Below are 18483 nucleotides of genomic sequence, written 5' to 3'. Positions count from 1 at the left end.
GGTTAGGCAAGTCGAACCGTCACCTTACTGCACGGCGCTCGCGGCGACCAGGCCTGCGTACGACGAGAAGTCCTCAAGGACATGTCCATTGCGCCAGGAACGAGAGACCTCAGATCCCCATGCGCGAGAGCGCATCGACGACGCTCTCGATCGCGGTCGCGACCTGCGGGTGATCGGCCTCGAATTGCCGCGCCGACGCGCGCAGCAGGTCGACCGTCTCGACGTCGGCGATCGCCGCGCGGGGCTGCGTCGTCGGGTCGCCGCCGTGTTGCGCCGCGAGCCGGTCGGCGATCTCGCGCAGCGTCTGCGTCAACATCCCCCGCACCTCGGGATCGGCGGTCGACACCGTCTCGAGTTCATGATGCAAATGTGTAAGCGTTTGGCGCAGTTGGTCCGTGTTGCTCACAGGGGATTCATAGAGGATCTTGGCCGGCTGACAAGCGGGCCCGGCTCGGCGGCGCGGCGACTTCCAGCGGCGGGGTGACCGGCGTACAGTCCCCGCTCGATGCAGCAGCCAAGGATCAGTCGTCGGCGTCTGGCCGGCCTCTTCGTCTGGGCCGGCGCGGCCCATGCCCTCCCCGCCTGCGGTCAAGCCGCCGCCGCCGAGAAGCGCGTGCTCGTGCTCGGAGCGGGTCTCGCCGGCCTCTCTGCGGCCTGGGAGCTACAGCAGCTCGGCTACGAGGTCACCGTGATCGAGGGGCGCGACCGCGTGGGCGGCCGCGTGTGGACCCTGCGCGAGGGCCTCGAGCAGGGCCAGTTCGCCGAGATCGGCGCGGTGCGGATCCCCGACGTCCACGAGCGCACCCTCGATTACTGCGAGATGCTGGGCCTCGAGCTCGACGAGTACAAGGACGGCGAGCCGCTCTACTACGTCGACGGCAAGCGGTTCAAGCACGTCGAAGGCGAGCCGTGGCCGCTCGAGGGCCTGAACGACGACGAGCTCGCGCTGGGCCTCGGCGACTACTGGAGCCGCGAGATCGCGGCGACCTTCGCCGAGTTCGGCGACCCGCGCATGAACGGCTTCCCCAAGCCCGGCATCGTCGAGAAGTACGACGGCATGGTCTACGCCGACTTCCTGCGCATGCGCGGGACCAGCGAGACCTACCTGAAGCTCTACGCCGCCGACAACGGCTCCGAGATCAGCACCATCGGCACCCTGGCGTGGATGGGCGCCGAGGTGGCCGACCAGGCGTGGGGGAAGACCTATCACATCCGCGGCGGCAACGACCAGCTGCCCAACGGGCTGGCCGAGAAGGTGGGGCTCGACAACATCCTGCTGAGCAGCAAGGTCACCAAGATCGAGCACGACGACGCCGGCGTGACGGTGACGTTCAGCGGGCCCGACGGCGAGACGTCGCTGTCCGCCGACTACCTGGTGTGTACGCTGCCCTTCACCACCCTGCGCGACGTCGCCATCGAGCCCGAGTTTTCGCCCGAGAAGATGAAGGCGATCAAGGAGCTGTTCCTGATGAACGCCGGCCGCGGCTACATCCAGACGCGCACGCGCTTCTGGGAGCAGGAGGGCATCGGCGGCCTCAAGATCGCCAAGACCGACGGCCCGGCCGAGCGGATCTGGAACCTCAGCGACGTCCAGCCCGCGGGCACCACCATGGGCGTGATCCAGTCGTACACGCAGAACCACAACGCCGACGCCTACTGCGCGGTCGCCCCCGAGGAGCGCGAGGAGTTCTGCCTCGCCGCCGTGGAGCAGTTCTTCCCCGAGATCCGCGCCGAGAAGGTCGCCTTCTTCCACTTCTGCTGGTCCGACGACCCGTGGTCCAGGGGCGCGTGGACCGACATCCTGCCCGACCAGTGGTGGATCGTCGCCGCCACCCGCAAGCCCGAGGGGCGGGTCGTGTTCGCCGGCGAGCACACCTCGGTGTGGGCCGGCTGGATGCAGGGCGCGATCGAGTCCGGCCAGCGCGCGGCCGACGAGATCGCGGCCATGGGCTGAGACCTTCATTCAAGGGCATGTCCGTTCCGACATGCCACAAGGGATAGGCGCCGAAGGACATGCTCTCGCGGGCATGTCCTTCGGCGCATGCAACGACGGACCCGCGGCCTGCGCCGCTGCACGGCGCTGCGGCTGCGAGCGGCGCCTCGACGCTCCTGGCGTGTGCGCGGCGCCAGCCGCTCGCGCGGACCGCGTCGCGGCGCTCGCGCGGCGGCTCGTCTCCCAGGCTCGTCACGAGGACCCTGTGCGGGCACCGCACTCCCACGCTCGTGGCGCCCCGCCGGCGCGCGCTCGGGCGGCGCGACGGACAGCTGTCCCCGCCCCGCGCGCGCCCTCATGGCGTCCTCTTCGAGGCCCCCGTGCTCGGGGCGCACGGGTAAGTCGCCGCGACGTCGCCGGGGAGCGCCGTCTCCGCGCGCCGGCCTCCTCACCTCGCCGCGGCGGCGCCGCCGGCTTTCTCGCGTGCGTGCGAGGGCCGCTCGGCCGATCATCGCTCCGCGACCGCGCCATGACGGCCCCCGCGTCCACCCCGATCTTCGCCAACCGCGACGTCGCGCTCTACTGGTGCGTGCGCCTGTGCTCGATGATGGCCTTCCAAATGCTGGCCGTCGCCGTCGGCTGGCAGGTCTACGAGCTCACCGACAGCGCCCTCGCGCTCGGCTACGTCGGCCTGGCGGGGTTTTTGCCGGCGGTGCTGCTGGTGCTGGTCGCCGGCCAGGTCGCCGACCGGTTCGACCGCCGGCGCGTGGTCCAGGCCGGGCACGTGCTCGAGGGCCTGGTGGCGCTGGCGCTCGCGCTCGGCTGCTTTCAGGGCTGGCTCGACGTCACCGGGATCTTCGTCGGCGTGTTCGTGCTCGGGGTCGGCAAGTCGTTCGCCGCCCCGTCGCTGTCCGCCCTGCTGCCCGCCCTGGTCACGCCCGCCGAGCTGCCGCAGGCGGTCAGCGTCACCAGCGCGGCGATGCAGTCGGCGGTCATCCTCGGGCCCGCGCTCGGCGGCTTCATCTACCTCGCCGGGCCGGGGGCGGTGTACGCCGTCGGCGGGCTGTTGTTCGCCGCCTCGGTCACGCTGCTGGGCCTGATCCGCCGCCCCCCGGCGCCGGCGCTCCCGCTCACCGACGACCGCGAGGCGAGCTCGGTGTTCGCCGGCATCCGCTACATCCGCAGCCAGCCGGTGGTGCTCGGCGCCATCTCGCTCGACCTGTTCGCCGTGCTGCTCGGCGGGGCCACGGCGATCTTGCCGATCATCGCCCGCGACCTCGTGCACACCGGCCCGATCGGCCTCGGCTTCATGCGCTCGGCCCCGGCCGCGGGGGCGCTGGCGATCTCGTTCTGGCTGGCGCGCCGCCCGATCGAGCGCCAGGCCGGCCGGGTGATGTTCGCCGGGGTGGCGGTGTTCGGCCTGGCGACGATCGTCCTCGGCCTGTCGACCTCGTTCGCGCTGTCGATGCTCGCGCTGCTGGTGCTCGGCGCGGCCGACATGCTGAGCGTGGTCATCCGCGCCTCGCTGGTCCAGCTCGAGACGCCCGACGCGTACCGCGGCCGCGTCAACGCGGTGAACTACCTGTTCATCGGCGCCTCCAATCAATTGGGCGAGTTCCGCTCGGGCGTCACCGCGGCGTGGATGGGCCTGGTGCCGTCGATCGTGTTCGGCGGCGTCGGCACGCTGGTGTGCGTGCTGCTGTGGATGAAGTGGTTCCCGGCGCTGGCCGAGCGCGACCGCCTGACGGGCGGCTGATGCGGCGACGCCTCAGCCCTGAAACGCCGGGCCGGCGATCTCGCGCAGCGGCGTGGTCGACATCGGCGCGCCGGCGCCGACCGACTCGGCCGTCGGGTCGAACGCCCGCAGGCACGTCAGCAGCACGTCGGACATGTTGCCGTCGCTGTACGGGTACGGCGTCACCTGGTAGTGGATGCCAGGATGAATCAGCTGCTCGCGGCCGTGGCCGGCGAGCAGGATCGGCTGGCGGGCGATGCTGTGCGAGATGCCCTCGGAGCAATCGCTGCTGCAGTAGATGATCGAGGTGTCGAGCAGGTTCTTGCCGTCGACGTCCTGCCAGGCCTTGAACTTGCGCAGCAGGTCGGCGAAGCGCTCCATGATGTACACCACCCCGTCGTGGACCAGCTCCTGCGCGCCCGCGTCGTGGGTGTGGAAGTGGTGGCCGGCCGTCTGCCCGATCTCCGCGAACACCGTCTCGGCGGCGCCGCCGATGAACAGACAGCTCGCCACGCGGGTGATGTCGCAGGCGAACGCGTACACCAGCAGGTCGCTCATCACGTCGTTGACGGCGGTGATCGGCTCGATCCCGTCGACGTCGACGTTGGCCTCGGCCGGCACGCCCGGCAGGCTGCACAGCGGGGCCGCGGCGGTGATCTTCTTCTCCAGCGCGGCGACGCCGTCGAGGTGGGCGTCGAGGCGCTGGTTGTCGCGCTTGCCGAGGCGGCGGCGCAGGCGGGCCACGTCGTCGCGGACCGCGTCGAGGATGCTGGTCCGCAGCGCGCGGTCGTCCGGCCGCGGCACGAACGCGCCGAACAGCTCGGTCCACACCTCCTGCGGGTTGAACTTCGGGTACTGCGGCTCGTTCGGGCCCTTGTGCGACAGGGCGAACATCGTCGTGCCGGAGTCCATGATGCTGACGTGCTTGGAGATCCCGAGGTGGACCGACGCGATCGGGGTCTTGTCGCCGATCGCCTGGGCGATCCGCTGATCGATCGTCGGCCCGCCCGCCTTCGAGAACAGGCCGTCGATCTCGACCATGGTGTAGCCGTTGAAGGCCGTCATGCCCTCGTGGTGGGTGATGATCTGCTCGCAGCGGTTCTGCAGGCCGGTCAGCACCGACACGTACTCGCGCACGTCGGCCAGCGGCGCCAGCTGCTCGCTCAGCGGGTAGCCGGGGCCGGTGGCGACCGGCTCGAAGCGCGGCAGCAGCACGCCGTTGCCGAAGAACCACGTCATGAAGCGGGTCGGCAGCGGGGTCTCGTCGGCGAGCGCGGTGCCGTGATCGTTGAGCATGGCCTCGAGCAGCGGCAGGGCGACCACGGCCTGGGCCGCGCCGCGCAGGAAGGTGCGACGAGCGAGGGGACGACAGGGCATGACGAGGCTCCTAGCGGGGGGCAGCGACGGCGCGGAACAGCGGGCTGGCGACGAGGTCGACGAGCAGGCCCTGGACCCGGTGGCCGCCGGCGACGAACCTGTCCTGGAGGACATCCAGCGCCGGCAGCTCGCCGAAGGTCTCGAGGTGGCCGAGGCCGCCGCGCACGAAGTTCTTGATCACGCAGGCCGCGGTCCGCGGGTCGGCGGCCAGGGCGGCCGCCAGCTCGCGCGCGCCGGTGAACTCGCCGAGGTCGTCGGTCGCGGCGGCGGCGTCGATCGGCAGGCCGTTGTCGGCGGTGCGGTAGCGGCCGAGCGCGTCGTAGTGCTCGAGCGTGAGGCCGAGCGGGTCCATGACGCGGTGACAGCCGGCGCAGCCGTCGTCGCTCATGTGCTGCTGCAGCTTGTCCCGCATCGTCTGCGGCTTGCCGGGGTCGTCGGGCGGCAGGTGGGTGTCGACCCCGGGCGGCGGCGGCAGGATGATGTCGCACAACAGGCGGGTGCGAATGAACTGACCGCGGCGGGTCGGCGAGGTCATCGCCGGGTGGGCGAAGCGGGCCAAGAAGCTGGCCTGACCGAGCAAGCCGGCCCGCCCCTGCTCCTCCGGCAGGGCCACCGCGTGAAAGCCCGGCCCGTCCGGCGCCGGCACCCCGTACAGCCCGGCCAGCGCGGCGTCGACGAAGGTGTACTCGCTGTCGAGGAGCCCGCGGACGTCGCCGTCCTGCTCCCATACGATCTCGTCGATCAATTGCAGGGTCTCCTGCGCCATCGATTCGGCCAGCGCCGGCGAGAACTGCGGGAACAACTCGGCGCTCTTGGCGATCGTCGGCAGGTCGCGCAGCAGGAACAGCTCGCTGTAGAAGGACGCAAGCGTCGCCCGGGCCTCCGGGCGCCCGAGCATCGCCGTCGCCGCGGCCCGCACCTGCGCCTCGGTCTCCAGCTCCCCCGCCTCGGCGGCGGCCAGCAGCTCGGCGTCCGGCGTGCGCCCGAGCAGGAAGAAAGACATGCGCGCCGCCAGCTCGAGCCCCGTGAGCCGCCGCCGCGCCGGCGCGTCGGGGTCGGGCTCGCCGAGCTCGATCATGTACAGGAAGTGCGGCGATTGCAGCAGCGCCATCAATTCGTATTCGAGGCCGACGGCGAACGAATCGCCCCAGGCGCGCGCGTCCTCGGCGATCCGCACCAGCGTCGCGACCTCGTCGCCCGCCAGCGGCCGGCGCCACGCCAATCGCCCGAAGTCGGCGGCCACGCTGGCGTAGCAGCTCGAATCGGGGGTGGCCGCGGTCACGCACGGCGCGAAGGTCGCGAGCCGCTCGCGGTGGGCCACCGCGGCCGTCGCCACCACGCGCGCCGACGTCTCGCATTGCTCGATCGCGCTCGCCTGCAGCGCCAGCTCCGCCGCGCCGATGGCCGCGAATCCGTGCAGCGGATAGTCCTCGGGCGGCGCGGCCGCGGCCGCCGCCTGGTCTCCGAGCAGGTAGCGGATCGAGCCGACGTACTGGTGGCGCAGCAGGCGACGCAGGCCGCCCGGGACCGGCTCGAATCGTGAATCGTCGGTGTCACCGTCGCTGCCGGCGATCGGCAGGTCGGTGCTCGTCGCTTCGTCGCCGCTCGAGTCCGTGACCTCATTCGCCGGACACGCGAGCAAGGTGAGACACGATGCGACAGTGATCGCCCTGGGGATCGACCGCGTCATCGAGTTCCCTATGAACGAACTTGGTTGACGGAGCGACGCGAACGGTCGACCGGATCACGCCGCTCCCGGCGCGATAGGAGGGTCCGATCTGCGACTTCGTCGGTGCGCCTCGCCTGGCGGTCGCAACGCCGTGCGCGGCGCGTGGGTCGACGATCGCGACGCGTGAAGCCTCGCCGCATCGGCGGACGCCGCTGGCCACCTGCGCCGCCGCACCGCGGAGGCTCGCGAAACGCCAGACGACGGCGCCGCGCCCGACCTCGCCGAAGTCCCCGCGCGCGCTCGCGGGCCGCCGCCGGCGACGCCGCGTGCCTGCCGATTGCGATGATTGTCGGTGCGCCGTGAATCACCGCCCTGGCTGCGCGAGCTCGACGCGGCACCAGCCGCCGCGCCCGACCGCGCCGAAGCCCCCGCGCACGCTCGCGGACCGCCGCCGTCGACGCCGCGTGCCTGCCGACTGTGGTGATTGTGGGTGCGCCGTGAATCACCGCCCTGGCTGCGCGAGCTCGACGCGGCGCGAGCGGCCGGTCCTCGGCGCGCGGCTCGTGGCGCACGCCCGCGCGCGTACACGCGGGGCAAAGGCGGCCTCGCGCGCACGCCCGCGTCGACGTCAGCGGCGCGCGCCCGCTATCCTCGCGGTGGTCCCCGCATGCCCTTCCCCCGTCGCGCGCTCTCCAGCCAGGCCCTCGCCGCGCTCGCCACCGCCGGCCTGGCGCAGCTGCTGGGGTCGCGCGACGTCGTGGCCGGCGCGGTGCGGCCGGCGCTCGGCGCCTGGCTCGAGCGTCTGACCGAGATGACCCGGGCGCTGCGCGGCCGGCAGCTCGGCGAGCGCGAGTTCCAGGGGCTGCTCGACGACCTGTGCGGCCGCGTCGACCTCGTGGACCTGTACGCCGCCGTCGACCTCGACGCGCTCGCGGCCCGGACCTCCCTGCCGGCGACGGGCGCCCGCAGCGTCGACGTCGACCTCGCCGCGCTGGTCGGCGCCCCGCGCCTCGGCTTCGGCGCGCGCGTGTTCGGCTGCCGCCGCGGCCGCGCGATCGTCCCGCACGGACACGAGGATCTGTGTACCGCCTTCATCGTGCTCGCGGGCCGCTGGCGCGGCCGCCACTACGACCGCGCCGAGACGCACGCCGATCACTACGTGATCCGCCCGACGATCGACCGCGCGTTCGGGCCCGGCGATCACTCGTCCGTGTCGGACCACCGCGACAACGTCCACTGGTTCCAGGCCGAGACCGACGGCGCGTTCGTGTTCAACGTCCACGTCGCCTGCCCCGGGCGCAGCGGGGGCGCGCGGGTGTACCTCGACCCCGACGGCGAACGGTTGGCCGGCGGGGCGATCCGGGCGCCCAAGCTGAGCCGGGCCGCCTGCGTCGCCAAGTACGGCGGCTGAGCAGGCAGCGCGGCTCGCTCGACATGTCCAGGAGGACATGTCCGACATGCCATGCTCCATCGGCCTCGTCGCGCCGCGTCGACGGGCGGCGGAGCGCATGAAGCGGAAGGTCGAGGCCGCGGTCGCAGCCGGGCCCGCGCGCGAGCGCCACGGCTCGGCTCGGCGTGAGGACCCCATCGAGGCCGCAACGCCCGGCGAAGGTCCCCGTCGAGAACGAGCGCGGACCCTCGTCGCCGCAGGGGGCGACGAGCCGGCCGCGGCGAACCGCAACGGATACGTCGCTTTCGCACATGCACGAAAGGGGCACGCCCTCAAGGACATGCCCTCTCGACCATGTCTCTTAAAACATGCCCTGCGCGCCAGCCTGCAGCAGCGCGGCGACCTCGTCCTGCCCGTTGAACTCGGCCCACTGCAGCGGCGTCGCCCCGTAGACCGCCTCCTGGGCGGCGACGTCGGCGCCGTGGGCCAGCAGCGCCCGCACCACCGCGACGTGGCCGTTGCCGGCGGCCACGTGCAGCGGCGTCGGCAGCCCGGGGCCGGCGAGGCCGTCCACCGCGGCGCCGGCGGCCAGCAGCGCCAGGGCGGCGGCCGCGTGGCCCTCGCGGGCGGCCAGGTGCAGCGCGGTCACCTCGGCCGGCGTCTCGCCGAGCAACCGCCGCGTGCGGGCGTCGACCGCGGCCCCGCCGCGCAGCAGCGGCCCCAACGCCTCGACGCGCCCGTTCTTGGCCGCCAGCGCCAGCCACGCGGCCAGCAGGGCCGGCGGCTGCGGCTCGTCGCGCAGGCGCTGCTCCATCGTCGCCAGGTCGCCGGTGATCAGCGCCGTCGCCACGTCGTCGCGCGCCCCGAGCCCGCGCAGGAGCTCGACCTGGGCCGCGTCGCCGCGGGCCAGCGCCAGCGCCAGCGGCGTGAGGCCGTCGTCGGTGTGCGCGTGGACGTCGGCGCCGAGCTCGACCAGCAGCGCGAGCGAGTTCTTGAGCCCGCGCGCGACCGCGAGGTGCAGCGCCGTCATGCTGGCCGACACGAAGCCCATCCGCTGCGCCACCGCCCCGGGGTCGGCCGCCGCGACCGCCCGCACCGCCTCGAGGCCGGAGGGCAGCGCGGTGAAGATGTCTTCGCGGGCCCCGGCGGCCCGCAACAGGCGCGCCACCGCCGGGCGGTCCTGGTGGCCCTGCGGGGCCCAGCGCACCACCAGCGCCCAGCCCAGCGGCGTGAGGGCGAACCATTGATCGCGCGGCTCGAGCGCGGCGCCGTGGGCCAGGAGCAGCTCGGCCACCGCGGGCACGCCCATCTCGGCCGCCCAGTGCAGCGCCGTGGTGTCGCTGGCCGCCTCGCGCGCGTGGACGTCGGCGCCGGCCTGCAGCAGCGCGGCGACCACCGGCAGCTGCCCGCGGTGGGCGGCGAAGATCAGCGGCGTGCTGCCCAGCGCCGGGTCACGCGCGTGGGCCAGCGCCGGCTCGGCCTGCACCTGCGCGACCGCGGCGTCGAGCTCGCCGCGCTGGATGGCCTCGAACAGCGCGGACCCGGGTGACTCCTCGTGGCTGGCGGTCATGACCGGCGGAGGATCGCCCGGTTCACCGGCCCCGACAAGCCGCGGTCCCGCGCACGACCTGGTCTTCGGGACAGCCTCGCGCGCAGCGCCGGCGATCCCCCGGCGCCCCCCGATCGCCCGGACGCTCCCCGCGAGCCCGCGAGCGCCCGGTTTTTTCAGTCATCCCGGCGACTTATGAAATTATCAAAATCTCCTGCGCGGCCTTGTCGATCCGGGCCGGCCTCGTTCGACGTGGTCATGAAGGCCGGCCGCGGCGACGCGACAGGGGCGGCGCCGCCGGCCGCGAGAGGTGACGACTCATGCGATTCATGATGATGGTCAAGGCCGACGAGAGCTACGAGCGAGGCTGCCCGCCGAACCCCGCGCTGGTGGAGGAGATGGGCAAGTTCATCGAGGAGACGATGCGGGCCGGCGTGCTGCTCGACACCGGCGGCCTCGCGCCGACGGCGATGGGCACCGAGATCCGGGCCGCGGACGGCAAGTTGACCGTGACCGACGGCCCGTTCACCGAGGCCAAGGAGATCATCGGCGGCTTCGCCATCGTGCAGACCCGATCCAAGGAGGAGGCGGTCGAGCTCGGGCGGCGATTCATGCAGCTCCACACCCGCGTGCTCGGCGACGCCTACACCGGCGAGTGCGAGATCCGGCCGATGTTCGGGCCGGACGGCGCCTGATCGCCGACTGCCATCATTCACCCTCCCCTCTTTTTCAGACCCCCCACATTTCCGGAGGCAGATCATGGAGACCTCGTCCGCCAAGAAGCGCGCCCGCGCCGGCGCCATCGTCAGCGCCCTGCCGGTGCTGTTCCTCCTCGCCGACGCCCTCGGCAAGTTCTTCCAGCCCGAGCCGGTGGTGACCGCCTCGGCCGAGCTCGGCTTTCCGCCCGACACCCTGTTCGCCCTCGGCGCGCTCGAGGCCGCGTGCGCGCTCCTGTTCGCCCTGCCGCGCACGGCGCTGCTCGGCGCGGTGCTCCTCACCGGCTATCTCGGCGGCGCGGTGGCCGCTCACGTGATCCACGGCTCGTCCTACGGGTTCACGATCGGGTTCGGCGTGATCGTGTGGCTCGGCATGCTGCTGCGCGACGATCGCCTGCGGGCCCTGTTCCCGCTCCGCCACCCGCGCTCGCTGTGAGCGTCACGGCTTGGGCGCCACGCACAGCGGGCGCGCGGCCTTGGTGGTCAGGCGCACCGACGTCTGGTTGCCCTTCGGCAGCCACACCACCAGCGCGCGGCCGCGGTGGGCCGCGGTGGTCCAGTAGCCGCCCGGCTTGATGCCCGCGACCTTGGCGAAGCTCTTGGCCTCGGCCGGGTTGGCGAGCTTCCAGCGGGCGATGCCGAGGTACTTGTTCTTGTCGAGGGCCGCGCAGTACTCCTTGGCCCAGTGCTGGTTGCCGGTCTTGCCGAGGGCCGCCGGCGTCACCAGGTCGCCGGCGGTGATCAGCGGCGGCGGCTGGCTCGGGGCCGGCGGCGGCGGCTCGCTCGGGGCCGGCGGCGGCGTCTCGGGCGTCGGGGTCGCGGTCGTGCTCGCGGGCGCCGGCTCCTCGCCGGTGGTCGCGGCTGGCTCTTCGACCCTGTTCTCGGGGACAGGTGGCGGCACCACCACCGGCTGCGGCGGCGGGGTCGGCACGGCGCCGGCGCCGGCGGTCGGCCCGGGCGCGGCCGCCGGCGCCGGATCGACGGTGCGCAGCGCCTCGGACACGATCGTCGGCAGCTCGATCGGCGGCGCGTCGGGGCGGCCGGCGTACCACCACACCGCGACCGCGGCGGCGCCGAGCACCAAGAGGCCCATCAGACGCGCCGGCCAGCGCGGCGGCGATGTCGGCGGCGGCGGCAGCGGCAGCGCGACCGTCGGCGCGAACACGGCCGCGTGGGTGGTGACCACCGGCGGGCTGACCGCGGCGGCCGGGGCCTCGAACGGCTGCAGCGCGTCCGCCAGCTCCTTGGCCGACTGGAACCGATCGTCTGGCTTTTTGGCCAGGCAGCGCAAGATCACCGCCGACAGCGCGCGCGGGACCCCGGGCACGCGCGCGTCGACCGGCTCGGGCTCGGCGGTGATGATCGCGATCAGCGTCGCCGGCACCGAGGCCGCGGTGAACGGGTCGACGCCGGTGATCGCCTTGTAGAGCACGGCGCCGATCGCCCAGATGTCGGTGCGGGCGTCGGCGAACACGGCCCCGTTGATCTGCTCGGGCGCCATGTACTCGGGCGTGCCCATGAGCACGCCGCTGCCGGTCAGGGCCCCGTCGCGGTCGATGAACTTGGAGATCCCGAAGTCCATCAGCTTGATTACCGCGGGGCCGGTGTCGGGCTGGTGGATGAACAGGTTCTCCGGCTTGAGGTCGCGGTGGATGATGCCGGCGCGGTGGGCCGCGTCGAGCGCGTGGAGGGCCTCGCGGATCAGCGCCACCGCGGCCGCCGGCGCCAGCTTGCCCTCGCGGGCGATCCGCTGGCCGAGGTTCTCCCCGCGCAGCAGCTCCATCACGATCACCGGGCCGAGCGCGCTCGTCTCGAGGTCGAGGATGTCGCAGATCCCCGGGTGCCCGATCCGCGCGGCCACCCGCGCCTCGTTCTGGAACCGGGCCACGATCTCCTTGTTCTTCAGCGCCTCCGGCAGGATCAGCTTGAGCGCGACGTCGCGGTCGACGTGGACGTTGCGGGCCCGCCACACCGCCCCCATGCCGCCGCGACCGAGCTCGCTGACGAGGCGGAACTTGCCCGCCAGCATCCGGCCCTCGAACGGCAGAACCATGTCCGTGGCCGGACAGCGCAGCGTCGCCTCGTCGTGGTCCGCGCCGCAGAACGGACATGCTTCGAGGTGCGCCCCTGCCGACTCGGCGTTCATCGGGACCCGCACCGTATCACAGGCACAAGGGCCCCGGCTCGCGCCCGGCGGCGAACCGAAGCGCGCCTGTCGCGGCGCGACCGCGGCGTCTCCCCGGGCGATCCCCGGCGACCCCCTCTGCCGTCCACTGGCGCCCCCGCCATGAGCGCACGACGCGCACGCGCCTCCGCGAGCACCACCGCGAAGATCGCTCGCCCCGCGCCAGCGCCCGCCCGCGAGTGCACCTGTCTCCGAGGACAGGATCTCGCCGGCCGCGGCGCGCGCGTCGGGGCCGTCGAGCCTGTCTTATGGGACAGGCGCTTCGACGGCCGACATGAGCCGCCGCATGAGGCAGCCTGTCGCGGGCCCGCGCGCGCGGCTCAGGTGATCCGTCCCGCGAGACAGTCGGCCGCACGCGCCTGCCCGCTCGCCGCGCCGAGCTGCGCCCCGCGGCGCGGCCGGAGATGTCCCAAGAGACAGCCCGTCCGCAGGTCCGGCCCTCGTCACGGCCGATCTGTCCCATGAGACAGACTGCCAGCGCTCACGGCACCGACGAGCTGTCCCGGGGGACAGCCTGTCGGCGCCAGGTCAGGCCTCCCGGGCGCGGCCGCGAGTCACCGCGGCCGTCTCTCCGGACCCGCGCCATGGGCCCGCGGACGCGCCCGGCCGGGCCGCCGGTCGCGTCAATCGCACCCCGAAACGCCCCTCTCGCCGCACTCGACCCAGCCGGCGGGGATGCAACCCGACGGCGAGTCGTAGGGCTGCTCGGGGTTGTCGGGGTCGCAGACCACCGGGACGAAGGGCGGGCAGGCGCCGCCGTTGGCCTGGCAGATCAGGAATTGCATGTCGGTGTAGTCGGCGCAGACGCTCCCGTTGGTCTCGATGTGCGGCGCGCCGTAGATCGGCTGGCACTCGGCGGGTTCGGCCAGGCACTCGGCCTCGGTCAGCGACTCGCACGAGTCGCAGAACGCGACCCCCGGCGGCTCGCACTGGACGTACCCGGGCGGCTCGCAGGTCGTCTCGATCAATTCGTAGGCCTCGTCGGTGCCCTCGCGGCAGAAGGTGTGCTGGTCGTGCTCGCAGTCCTTCGGGTCCGAGCAGCCGAGGAACAGCAGGCCCGACGTGCAGCCGGGGAACTCGTAGGCGCTGCCGTAGTAGGCCATGCAGCCGCTGGCCTCGCAGTCGGCCTCGCCGAGCTCGAGGCAGTCGATCGGCACCGGCCCGTCGGTGGTCTCCGGGATCGGCCCTGCGGTCGTCTCGGACGGATCGAACATCGAGGTCGACGTCAGCCAGGTGTCGGAGACATTGTCCGTCGTCGCGGCGGTGGTGCCGGCGCTGGTCTCACCGTCGGTCGCGTCGAGCGTGGTGCCGGCCTGCTCGTCGGTGTCGGTCCCGCTCAGATTGCCGAGTTTGGTCGGCAGCTCGCAGGCGGCCAGGGCGAGCGCGATCGTCAAGCTCCGGGGGGTGTAAGCGAAGTGGTGCATGTCGATTCCTCGCCCCCTCGTCTCCGACCGCCGCCCGATCCGTCACTGCTCGCAGCGATTAAAATTCGCGAACCGCTGCGCCACCGCCGACGACGGGAACGAGCGCACCAGCAACTGCGCCGCCGACTGCGCCGCGGGCTCGTCGCCGAGCCGGCACAGCGCCTCGACCCGCGCCGCCTCGCGCACGTCGGCCAGCGTCCCGTCGGGGAAGCGCTGCGCATGCTCGGCCACGCCGGCCAGCGCGGCCGCGACGTCGCCGGCCGCCAGTCGGGCCTGCACGCGATCGATCGCCGCCACCTCCGCGGCCAGGCGCGCGCCCGCGTCGCTCGCCGCCGCCGGCGCGGGCTGCCGGACGGACGTGACGCTCGTGGCAGATGGCTTCTGAGCCATGTCCTTCGGGACCTGTACCGGAACGACGGGCGGCTCGCTCGGCGGGGCCGGCTCCGGCGCGCTCGCGGGCTCCTTCGCCGCCGCGACCACCGGCGCGCTCGCGGCCGGCGGCGGGCGATCGGCCGCGCGGGCCGGCTCGCGCGCGACCACCAGCCCGACGGTCGCCGCCCCGGCGACGATCATCGTCGTCGCCGCGGCCGTCTGCGTCGACACCCACGCGGTCAGCCCGACCGCCGCGCTCGACTTGCCGAGCACCGGCAGCATCAGGCCCCACGTGCGCGACTCGGCCTCGCGCGGCGGCGCCTGGCGCTGGCGGGTGGCGTCGCGCAGCGAATCGAGGCGGTCGGCGGCGACCAGCGCCTGCAGCTGCTGCCGCGCCAGCCGCAGCCGCGAGTACACCGTGTTGAGCGGCAGCCCCAGCTCCGACGCGATCTCCGGCGCGCTCATGCCGAGCAGCTCGGTCATCTCCCACACCGTGCGGGTGCCGTCGGCCAGCTCGCCGAGCACGCGCGTCAGCAGCTGGGCGTCGTCGTGGCGCTGCTGCGGGGCCGCGGCCTGCGGGCGGGCCAGCTCGGCGAACGCCGCGTGGCGCCGGGCCAGCCGCGCGGCCCCGCGGCGGTGGCGGAACGCGACGCGGCGGGTCACCCCGAACAGCCAGGCCCGCGGCGAGACCTCGAAGTGAAGCTGGTCGAGCCGGCGGTAGGCGGTGAGGAAGACCTCCTGGACCACGTCGTCGACCGCCCCGGCCGACACGCCGAAGTGCTGCGCCGCCGACCACACGAACGCGAATTCGGCGCGGTACAGCGCCTGGAAGCGACGCAGGCGGGGTTCTTCGTCGTGAGCGGTTTCGCGCGGGGTCATCGCGGGTCCGGCCGGTACCCACGATTCTCCGCGTCCCCGCCGATCCGTCACCACGGATCCCCGAATCGCAGCTCGACCCCGAGCATGAGCCGGCCCGAGGCCCAGGACGGGGCCCACAGGCGCACCGGGTCGGGGACCGCGTCGAGCTCGAACTTCGGATGGACCGGCGACAGCACCGCCTGCACCGCCCCCCACACGCCCCAGCGGGCCCCCGCGTGCCACACGACCCCGGCGCCGAGCACGCCCGCGAGCCAGCCCTGCGCCGCCGCGCGCCCGGAGGCGAGCCCGCGCGCCTCGCCGCGCATCGCCCCCGCCTCGAGCCCGACGCACAGCGGCACCTCGAGCGCCCCGCGCCCCAGCCGGGCGCAGCCGTGGACCGCCGCCGCGAACAGCCCGGCCCGCACCTCGACCGACATGCCGGCCACCTCGCGCGCCGTCGCCTGCGGGGCGACGAACAGCCCCTGCACCTCGAGCCGCCAGCGCGGCCACAGCACGCCGCCGGCGACCCCGACGGCCCCGGTGATCCGCGGCGCCGCCCCGACCTCGCCGCCGCCGTGGACGCGCACGAAGCCGCCTGGCTTTTTGGACCTGCGCGAAGGGACAGGCTCCGGCGGCGGCGCGAGCGGCTCCGCCAGCGGCTCGTCCACCGGCGCGGGCTCGGGCGAGCTCGCGGGCTCGGGCGCCGGCTCGGGCGGGCTCGCGGCCGCGGCCGCCGGCCCGGGCGAGCTCGCGGCGGTCCCGGGCTCCCCGGGCTCGGGCGCGGTCGTCGGGGCCGGGGCGGGCACGCGGGCCGGCTCGACCGCGGCGGCCACCAGCACCGCGACCACGTCGGCCAGCGCCGCGCACGACGGGTCGGAGATTGCCCGCGTCTCGCCGCGCTCGCCGGCGGTCAGCCGCAGCCGCAGCGTGAACCCGCGCCCGCTCTCGCGCACCACCGTCGCCTCGACCTCGGCCTCCTCGGCGGTCAGCGGCCGCCCGAGCCGGCGCGCGATCGCGGCGAGCACCTCCTCGCGCTCGGGGCAGCCCGCCGGCGCCCGCCATTCCAGCGCGACCTCGGGCGGCGCAGGCACCTGCGCCGCGCCGAGCAACGGCGCGAGGGCGAGGCGCACGAGCATCGTCCGCCGAGGATACCACGCGCCCCTCGCCCGGCGAGCGCCGGCGCGCGGACCCGCCCGTGCGCCGAGCCCTCGCCGCGAGCCGCGTGAGGCGTATCCCGGGACGCGCGGCGATCGATCCTGGCCCGGCCCTCGCGGCGGCGGACAGCCGATCGTGCGGGCGCTTCCGGCCGACCTCGCGGACCCGACGGCCTCGCCTCACACCGCCGAGCTCGCGGCGGATCGGCTGCCTTTAAAAAATGTCCTTTCGCACCTGTCCGATCGGACACAGGCGGCGAACCGGAGGCCGACCCTCGCGGGCGCCGGACGACGGGCTGGAGCCGTCCGCGTGGGACCGGCTCGCCGCCCTGCTCGGCGCCCGCGCTCGTTGACCGCGCTCAGGGCACGCAGGCGGCCGGGCCGACGGTGACGTCGTCGACGTTCCAGCCCGCGACCGTGTACACCCCGCCGCTGGCGACGTTGAAGCACCAGCGGGCGCGGAAGTTCGCGTTCTTGTGCGCGGTGACGTTGTACGAGAGGAACTGCCACTCCGTGTCGTACGTCCCGGGGAACCCGAGCGTCTCCCACAGCACCACCCAGTCGGTCCCGTTGAACACCGACAGCGTGTTCTTCATGTACGGCGTGTAGTCGCTGTTGAGCCAGCGCCAGTACGACAGGTGGACGTCGGCCGTCGCCGCCGACAGGTCGATCGTCGGGCTCTCGAGGCAGTAGTAGTCGTGGAGGTTGGCGTTGGGGATGCAGCCGCCGAGGACCACCCCGGCGACCCCGTTATCGGCGCTCGCCGAGTGGTCGGACGCCGGATCTTGCCCGTTCTGGCAGCCGACCGACGCGGCCGTGGGACCGATCGCCCACTGCGTCCCGAGCGTCCAGCCGGCGCTGTTGTCGGCGAAGTCCTCGGTGAAGATGTCGTCGAGCGAGCCGCCGCAGACGCCGGCGCTGCACACCTCGAGGGTGGTGCAGGCGTCGCCGTCCTCGCACTCGGTGCCGTCCTGCACCCCCTGCGCGAAGCAGCCGCTCACCGGGTCGCAGGCGCCGACGTGGCAGGCGTCGGCGACGTCGCTGCAATCGAGCGGGTCGCCGCCGCCGCAGGCGCCCGCGTTGCACACGCTGTTGTCGAAGCAGACGGTGCCGTCCTCGCACGGCTGGCCGTCGTTGATCGGCTCGGCGACGCAGGTGAAGCCCGGCATCTGGCACACGCCCTGCGTGCATTCGCCGTCGAGCGCGTCGCAGTCGGCGTCGACGAGGCATATCGGGGCGGTACACATGCCGAGCGTGCAGGTCCCCGACAGGCAGTCGCTGTCGGCCATGCACAGCTCGTCGCCGAGGCAGCCGGTGCAGGTGGCGCCGCCGCAGTCGACGTCGGTCTCGTCCTGGTTCAGCACGCCGTCGCCGCAGGTCGCCGGGGCGCAGGCGCCGTCGGTGCACACGCCGCTGACGCAGTCGGACGGCGCGGCGCAGCCGAGGCTGTCGCCGCACGCCGGGCACCCGGCGCCGCCGCAATCGACGTCGGTCTCGTCGGCGTTCTTGACGAGGTCCTCGCAGCCCGGCGCGGCGCACACGCCCGCGACGCAGCTCCCCACCGCGCAGTCGCTGTCCTGCGCGCACTGGAGGCCGTCCGCGCACGGGGAGCAGGCGGCGCCGCCGCAGTCGACGTCGGACTCGTCCTGGTTCAGCGTCCCGTCGTCGCACGAGGCCGCCGGCTCGGTCGTGTTCTCGCCGGTGCTCGGGTGGAGCGTCGAGTCCGACGCGCTCGCATCGTCGGTGGTCGCCGGTCCGGTCGAGCTCTCCGACGTGGTCGGGGCGCCGCTCGTCGTCGTCGACGTCGGCTCGTCGGTGGTCCCCGGCTCGGTCGTGGCCGGCTCGCCCGAGGTGCTGCTGCTGGTGCTCGCGGTGACCTGGCCGTCGGTGGCCGTCGCCCCGCCATCGCTGCAGCCGACGAGCGCGAGGGCGCCGGCGAGGAGCGCTGCTGGTGTCCGTGGGTTCTTCATTCCGGGCCACAATGCCAGCACCGCGCACGCCGGCGAAAGTCCGACGATTGTGGAGACTCGGCGAATGATGGCAGCGCACGGACCGCCGGATCGGCGGCGGACGAATGTAGGTACTCGTCGCCGACGGCGACCGAGGTCGGCGCCGGCGATT

14 protein-coding genes are annotated in these 18483 nt (G+C 73.8%); 5 read left to right on the top strand and 9 right to left on the bottom strand.

The window, feature by feature from the left end; translation table 11 throughout:
• Window positions 1-109 precede the first annotated feature (109 nt).
• A complete protein-coding gene (locus NAEX_RS54055; protein ID WP_096331990.1) occupies window positions 110-571 on the bottom strand; it encodes a DUF4404 family protein in 462 nt (153 codons plus the stop codon).
• Between NAEX_RS54055 and NAEX_RS35970 the strand changes: the two genes are divergently transcribed.
• Window positions 506-1954 carry a flavin monoamine oxidase family protein gene (locus tag NAEX_RS35970; protein ID WP_096331989.1) on the top strand — a complete coding sequence of 483 codons (1449 nt, stop codon included), beginning with the start codon at window positions 506-508 and terminating at the stop codon, window positions 1952-1954. The two genes, NAEX_RS54055 and NAEX_RS35970, sit on opposite strands and share 66 nt — an antisense overlap.
• Window positions 1955-2462: 508 nt before the next feature.
• Window positions 2463-3689, top strand: a complete 1227-nt coding sequence (locus tag NAEX_RS35965; protein WP_096331988.1) for an MFS transporter — start codon at window positions 2463-2465, stop codon at window positions 3687-3689.
• A 12-nt stretch (window positions 3690-3701) separates the two neighbouring features.
• On the opposite strand, the gene NAEX_RS35960 is transcribed toward NAEX_RS35965, so the two are convergent.
• Both NAEX_RS35960 and NAEX_RS35955 read right to left on the bottom strand, forming a co-directional pair.
• Complete coding sequence (locus tag NAEX_RS35960) at window positions 3702-5045, bottom strand: DUF1552 domain-containing protein (protein WP_170136289.1); 1344 nt, start codon at window positions 5043-5045, stop codon at window positions 3702-3704.
• A gap of 10 nt (window positions 5046-5055) precedes the next feature.
• Window positions 5056-6687: a DUF1592 domain-containing protein gene (locus NAEX_RS35955; protein WP_170136288.1), complete on the bottom strand. Its 1632-nt coding sequence runs from the start codon at window positions 6685-6687 to the stop codon at window positions 5056-5058.
• A 694-nt stretch (window positions 6688-7381) separates the two neighbouring features.
• Between NAEX_RS35955 and NAEX_RS35950 the strand changes: the two genes are divergently transcribed.
• Entirely contained in the window at window positions 7382-8125 is a 744-nt protein-coding gene (locus NAEX_RS35950; protein WP_096331985.1) for a hypothetical protein, read from the top strand.
• Between the two features lie 340 nt (window positions 8126-8465).
• Here the strand turns inward: NAEX_RS35950 and NAEX_RS35945 are convergent, their stop codons facing one another.
• Window positions 8466-9674, bottom strand: coding sequence for an ankyrin repeat domain-containing protein (locus tag NAEX_RS35945; protein WP_096331984.1), 1209 nt, complete (start codon window positions 9672-9674; stop codon window positions 8466-8468).
• A gap of 308 nt (window positions 9675-9982) precedes the next feature.
• Here NAEX_RS35945 and NAEX_RS35940 point away from each other — a divergent pair, with 308 nt between their 5' ends.
• Both NAEX_RS35940 and NAEX_RS35935 read left to right on the top strand, forming a co-directional pair.
• On the top strand, window positions 9983-10348 hold the full coding sequence (locus NAEX_RS35940; protein WP_211302533.1) for a YciI family protein: 366 nt from the start codon (window positions 9983-9985) through the stop codon (window positions 10346-10348).
• 64 nt (window positions 10349-10412) lie between these two features.
• Complete coding sequence (locus NAEX_RS35935; protein WP_096331982.1) at window positions 10413-10805, top strand: DoxX family protein; 393 nt, start codon at window positions 10413-10415, stop codon at window positions 10803-10805.
• 3 nt (window positions 10806-10808) lie between these two features.
• Here the strand turns inward: NAEX_RS35935 and NAEX_RS35930 are convergent, their stop codons facing one another.
• The 5 genes from NAEX_RS35930 to NAEX_RS35910 all read right to left on the bottom strand — a co-directional run bounded on the left by NAEX_RS35930 (window position 10809) and on the right by NAEX_RS35910 (window position 18332).
• Window positions 10809-12515: a serine/threonine-protein kinase gene (locus NAEX_RS35930; protein ID WP_096331981.1), complete on the bottom strand. Its 1707-nt coding sequence runs from the start codon at window positions 12513-12515 to the stop codon at window positions 10809-10811.
• A 662-nt stretch (window positions 12516-13177) separates the two neighbouring features.
• A complete protein-coding gene (locus NAEX_RS35925) occupies window positions 13178-13978 on the bottom strand; it encodes a hypothetical protein (protein WP_100793095.1) in 801 nt (266 codons plus the stop codon).
• Window positions 13979-14020: 42 nt separating this feature from the next.
• On the bottom strand, window positions 14021-15229 hold the full coding sequence (locus NAEX_RS35920) for an RNA polymerase sigma factor (protein WP_096331979.1): 1209 nt from the start codon (window positions 15227-15229) through the stop codon (window positions 14021-14023).
• A gap of 47 nt (window positions 15230-15276) precedes the next feature.
• Window positions 15277-16344 (bottom strand): hypothetical protein, encoded by a 1068-nt coding sequence (locus NAEX_RS35915; RefSeq protein WP_096331978.1) that lies wholly within the window; start codon window positions 16342-16344, stop codon window positions 15277-15279.
• Between the two features lie 377 nt (window positions 16345-16721).
• The gene (locus NAEX_RS35910) at window positions 16722-18332 is read right to left on the bottom strand and encodes a hypothetical protein (protein WP_096331977.1); all 1611 of its coding nucleotides are present in this window, start codon (window positions 18330-18332) and stop codon (window positions 16722-16724) included.
• Between the last annotated feature and the right edge of the window lie 151 nt (window positions 18333-18483).

The organism is Nannocystis exedens (assembly GCF_002343915.1).
Lineage (GTDB): Bacteria > Myxococcota_A > Polyangia > Nannocystales > Nannocystaceae > Nannocystis > Nannocystis exedens.
Note: the sequence above shows the minus strand (reverse complement) of the source record. Positions and strands in the feature narration are given on the sequence as shown.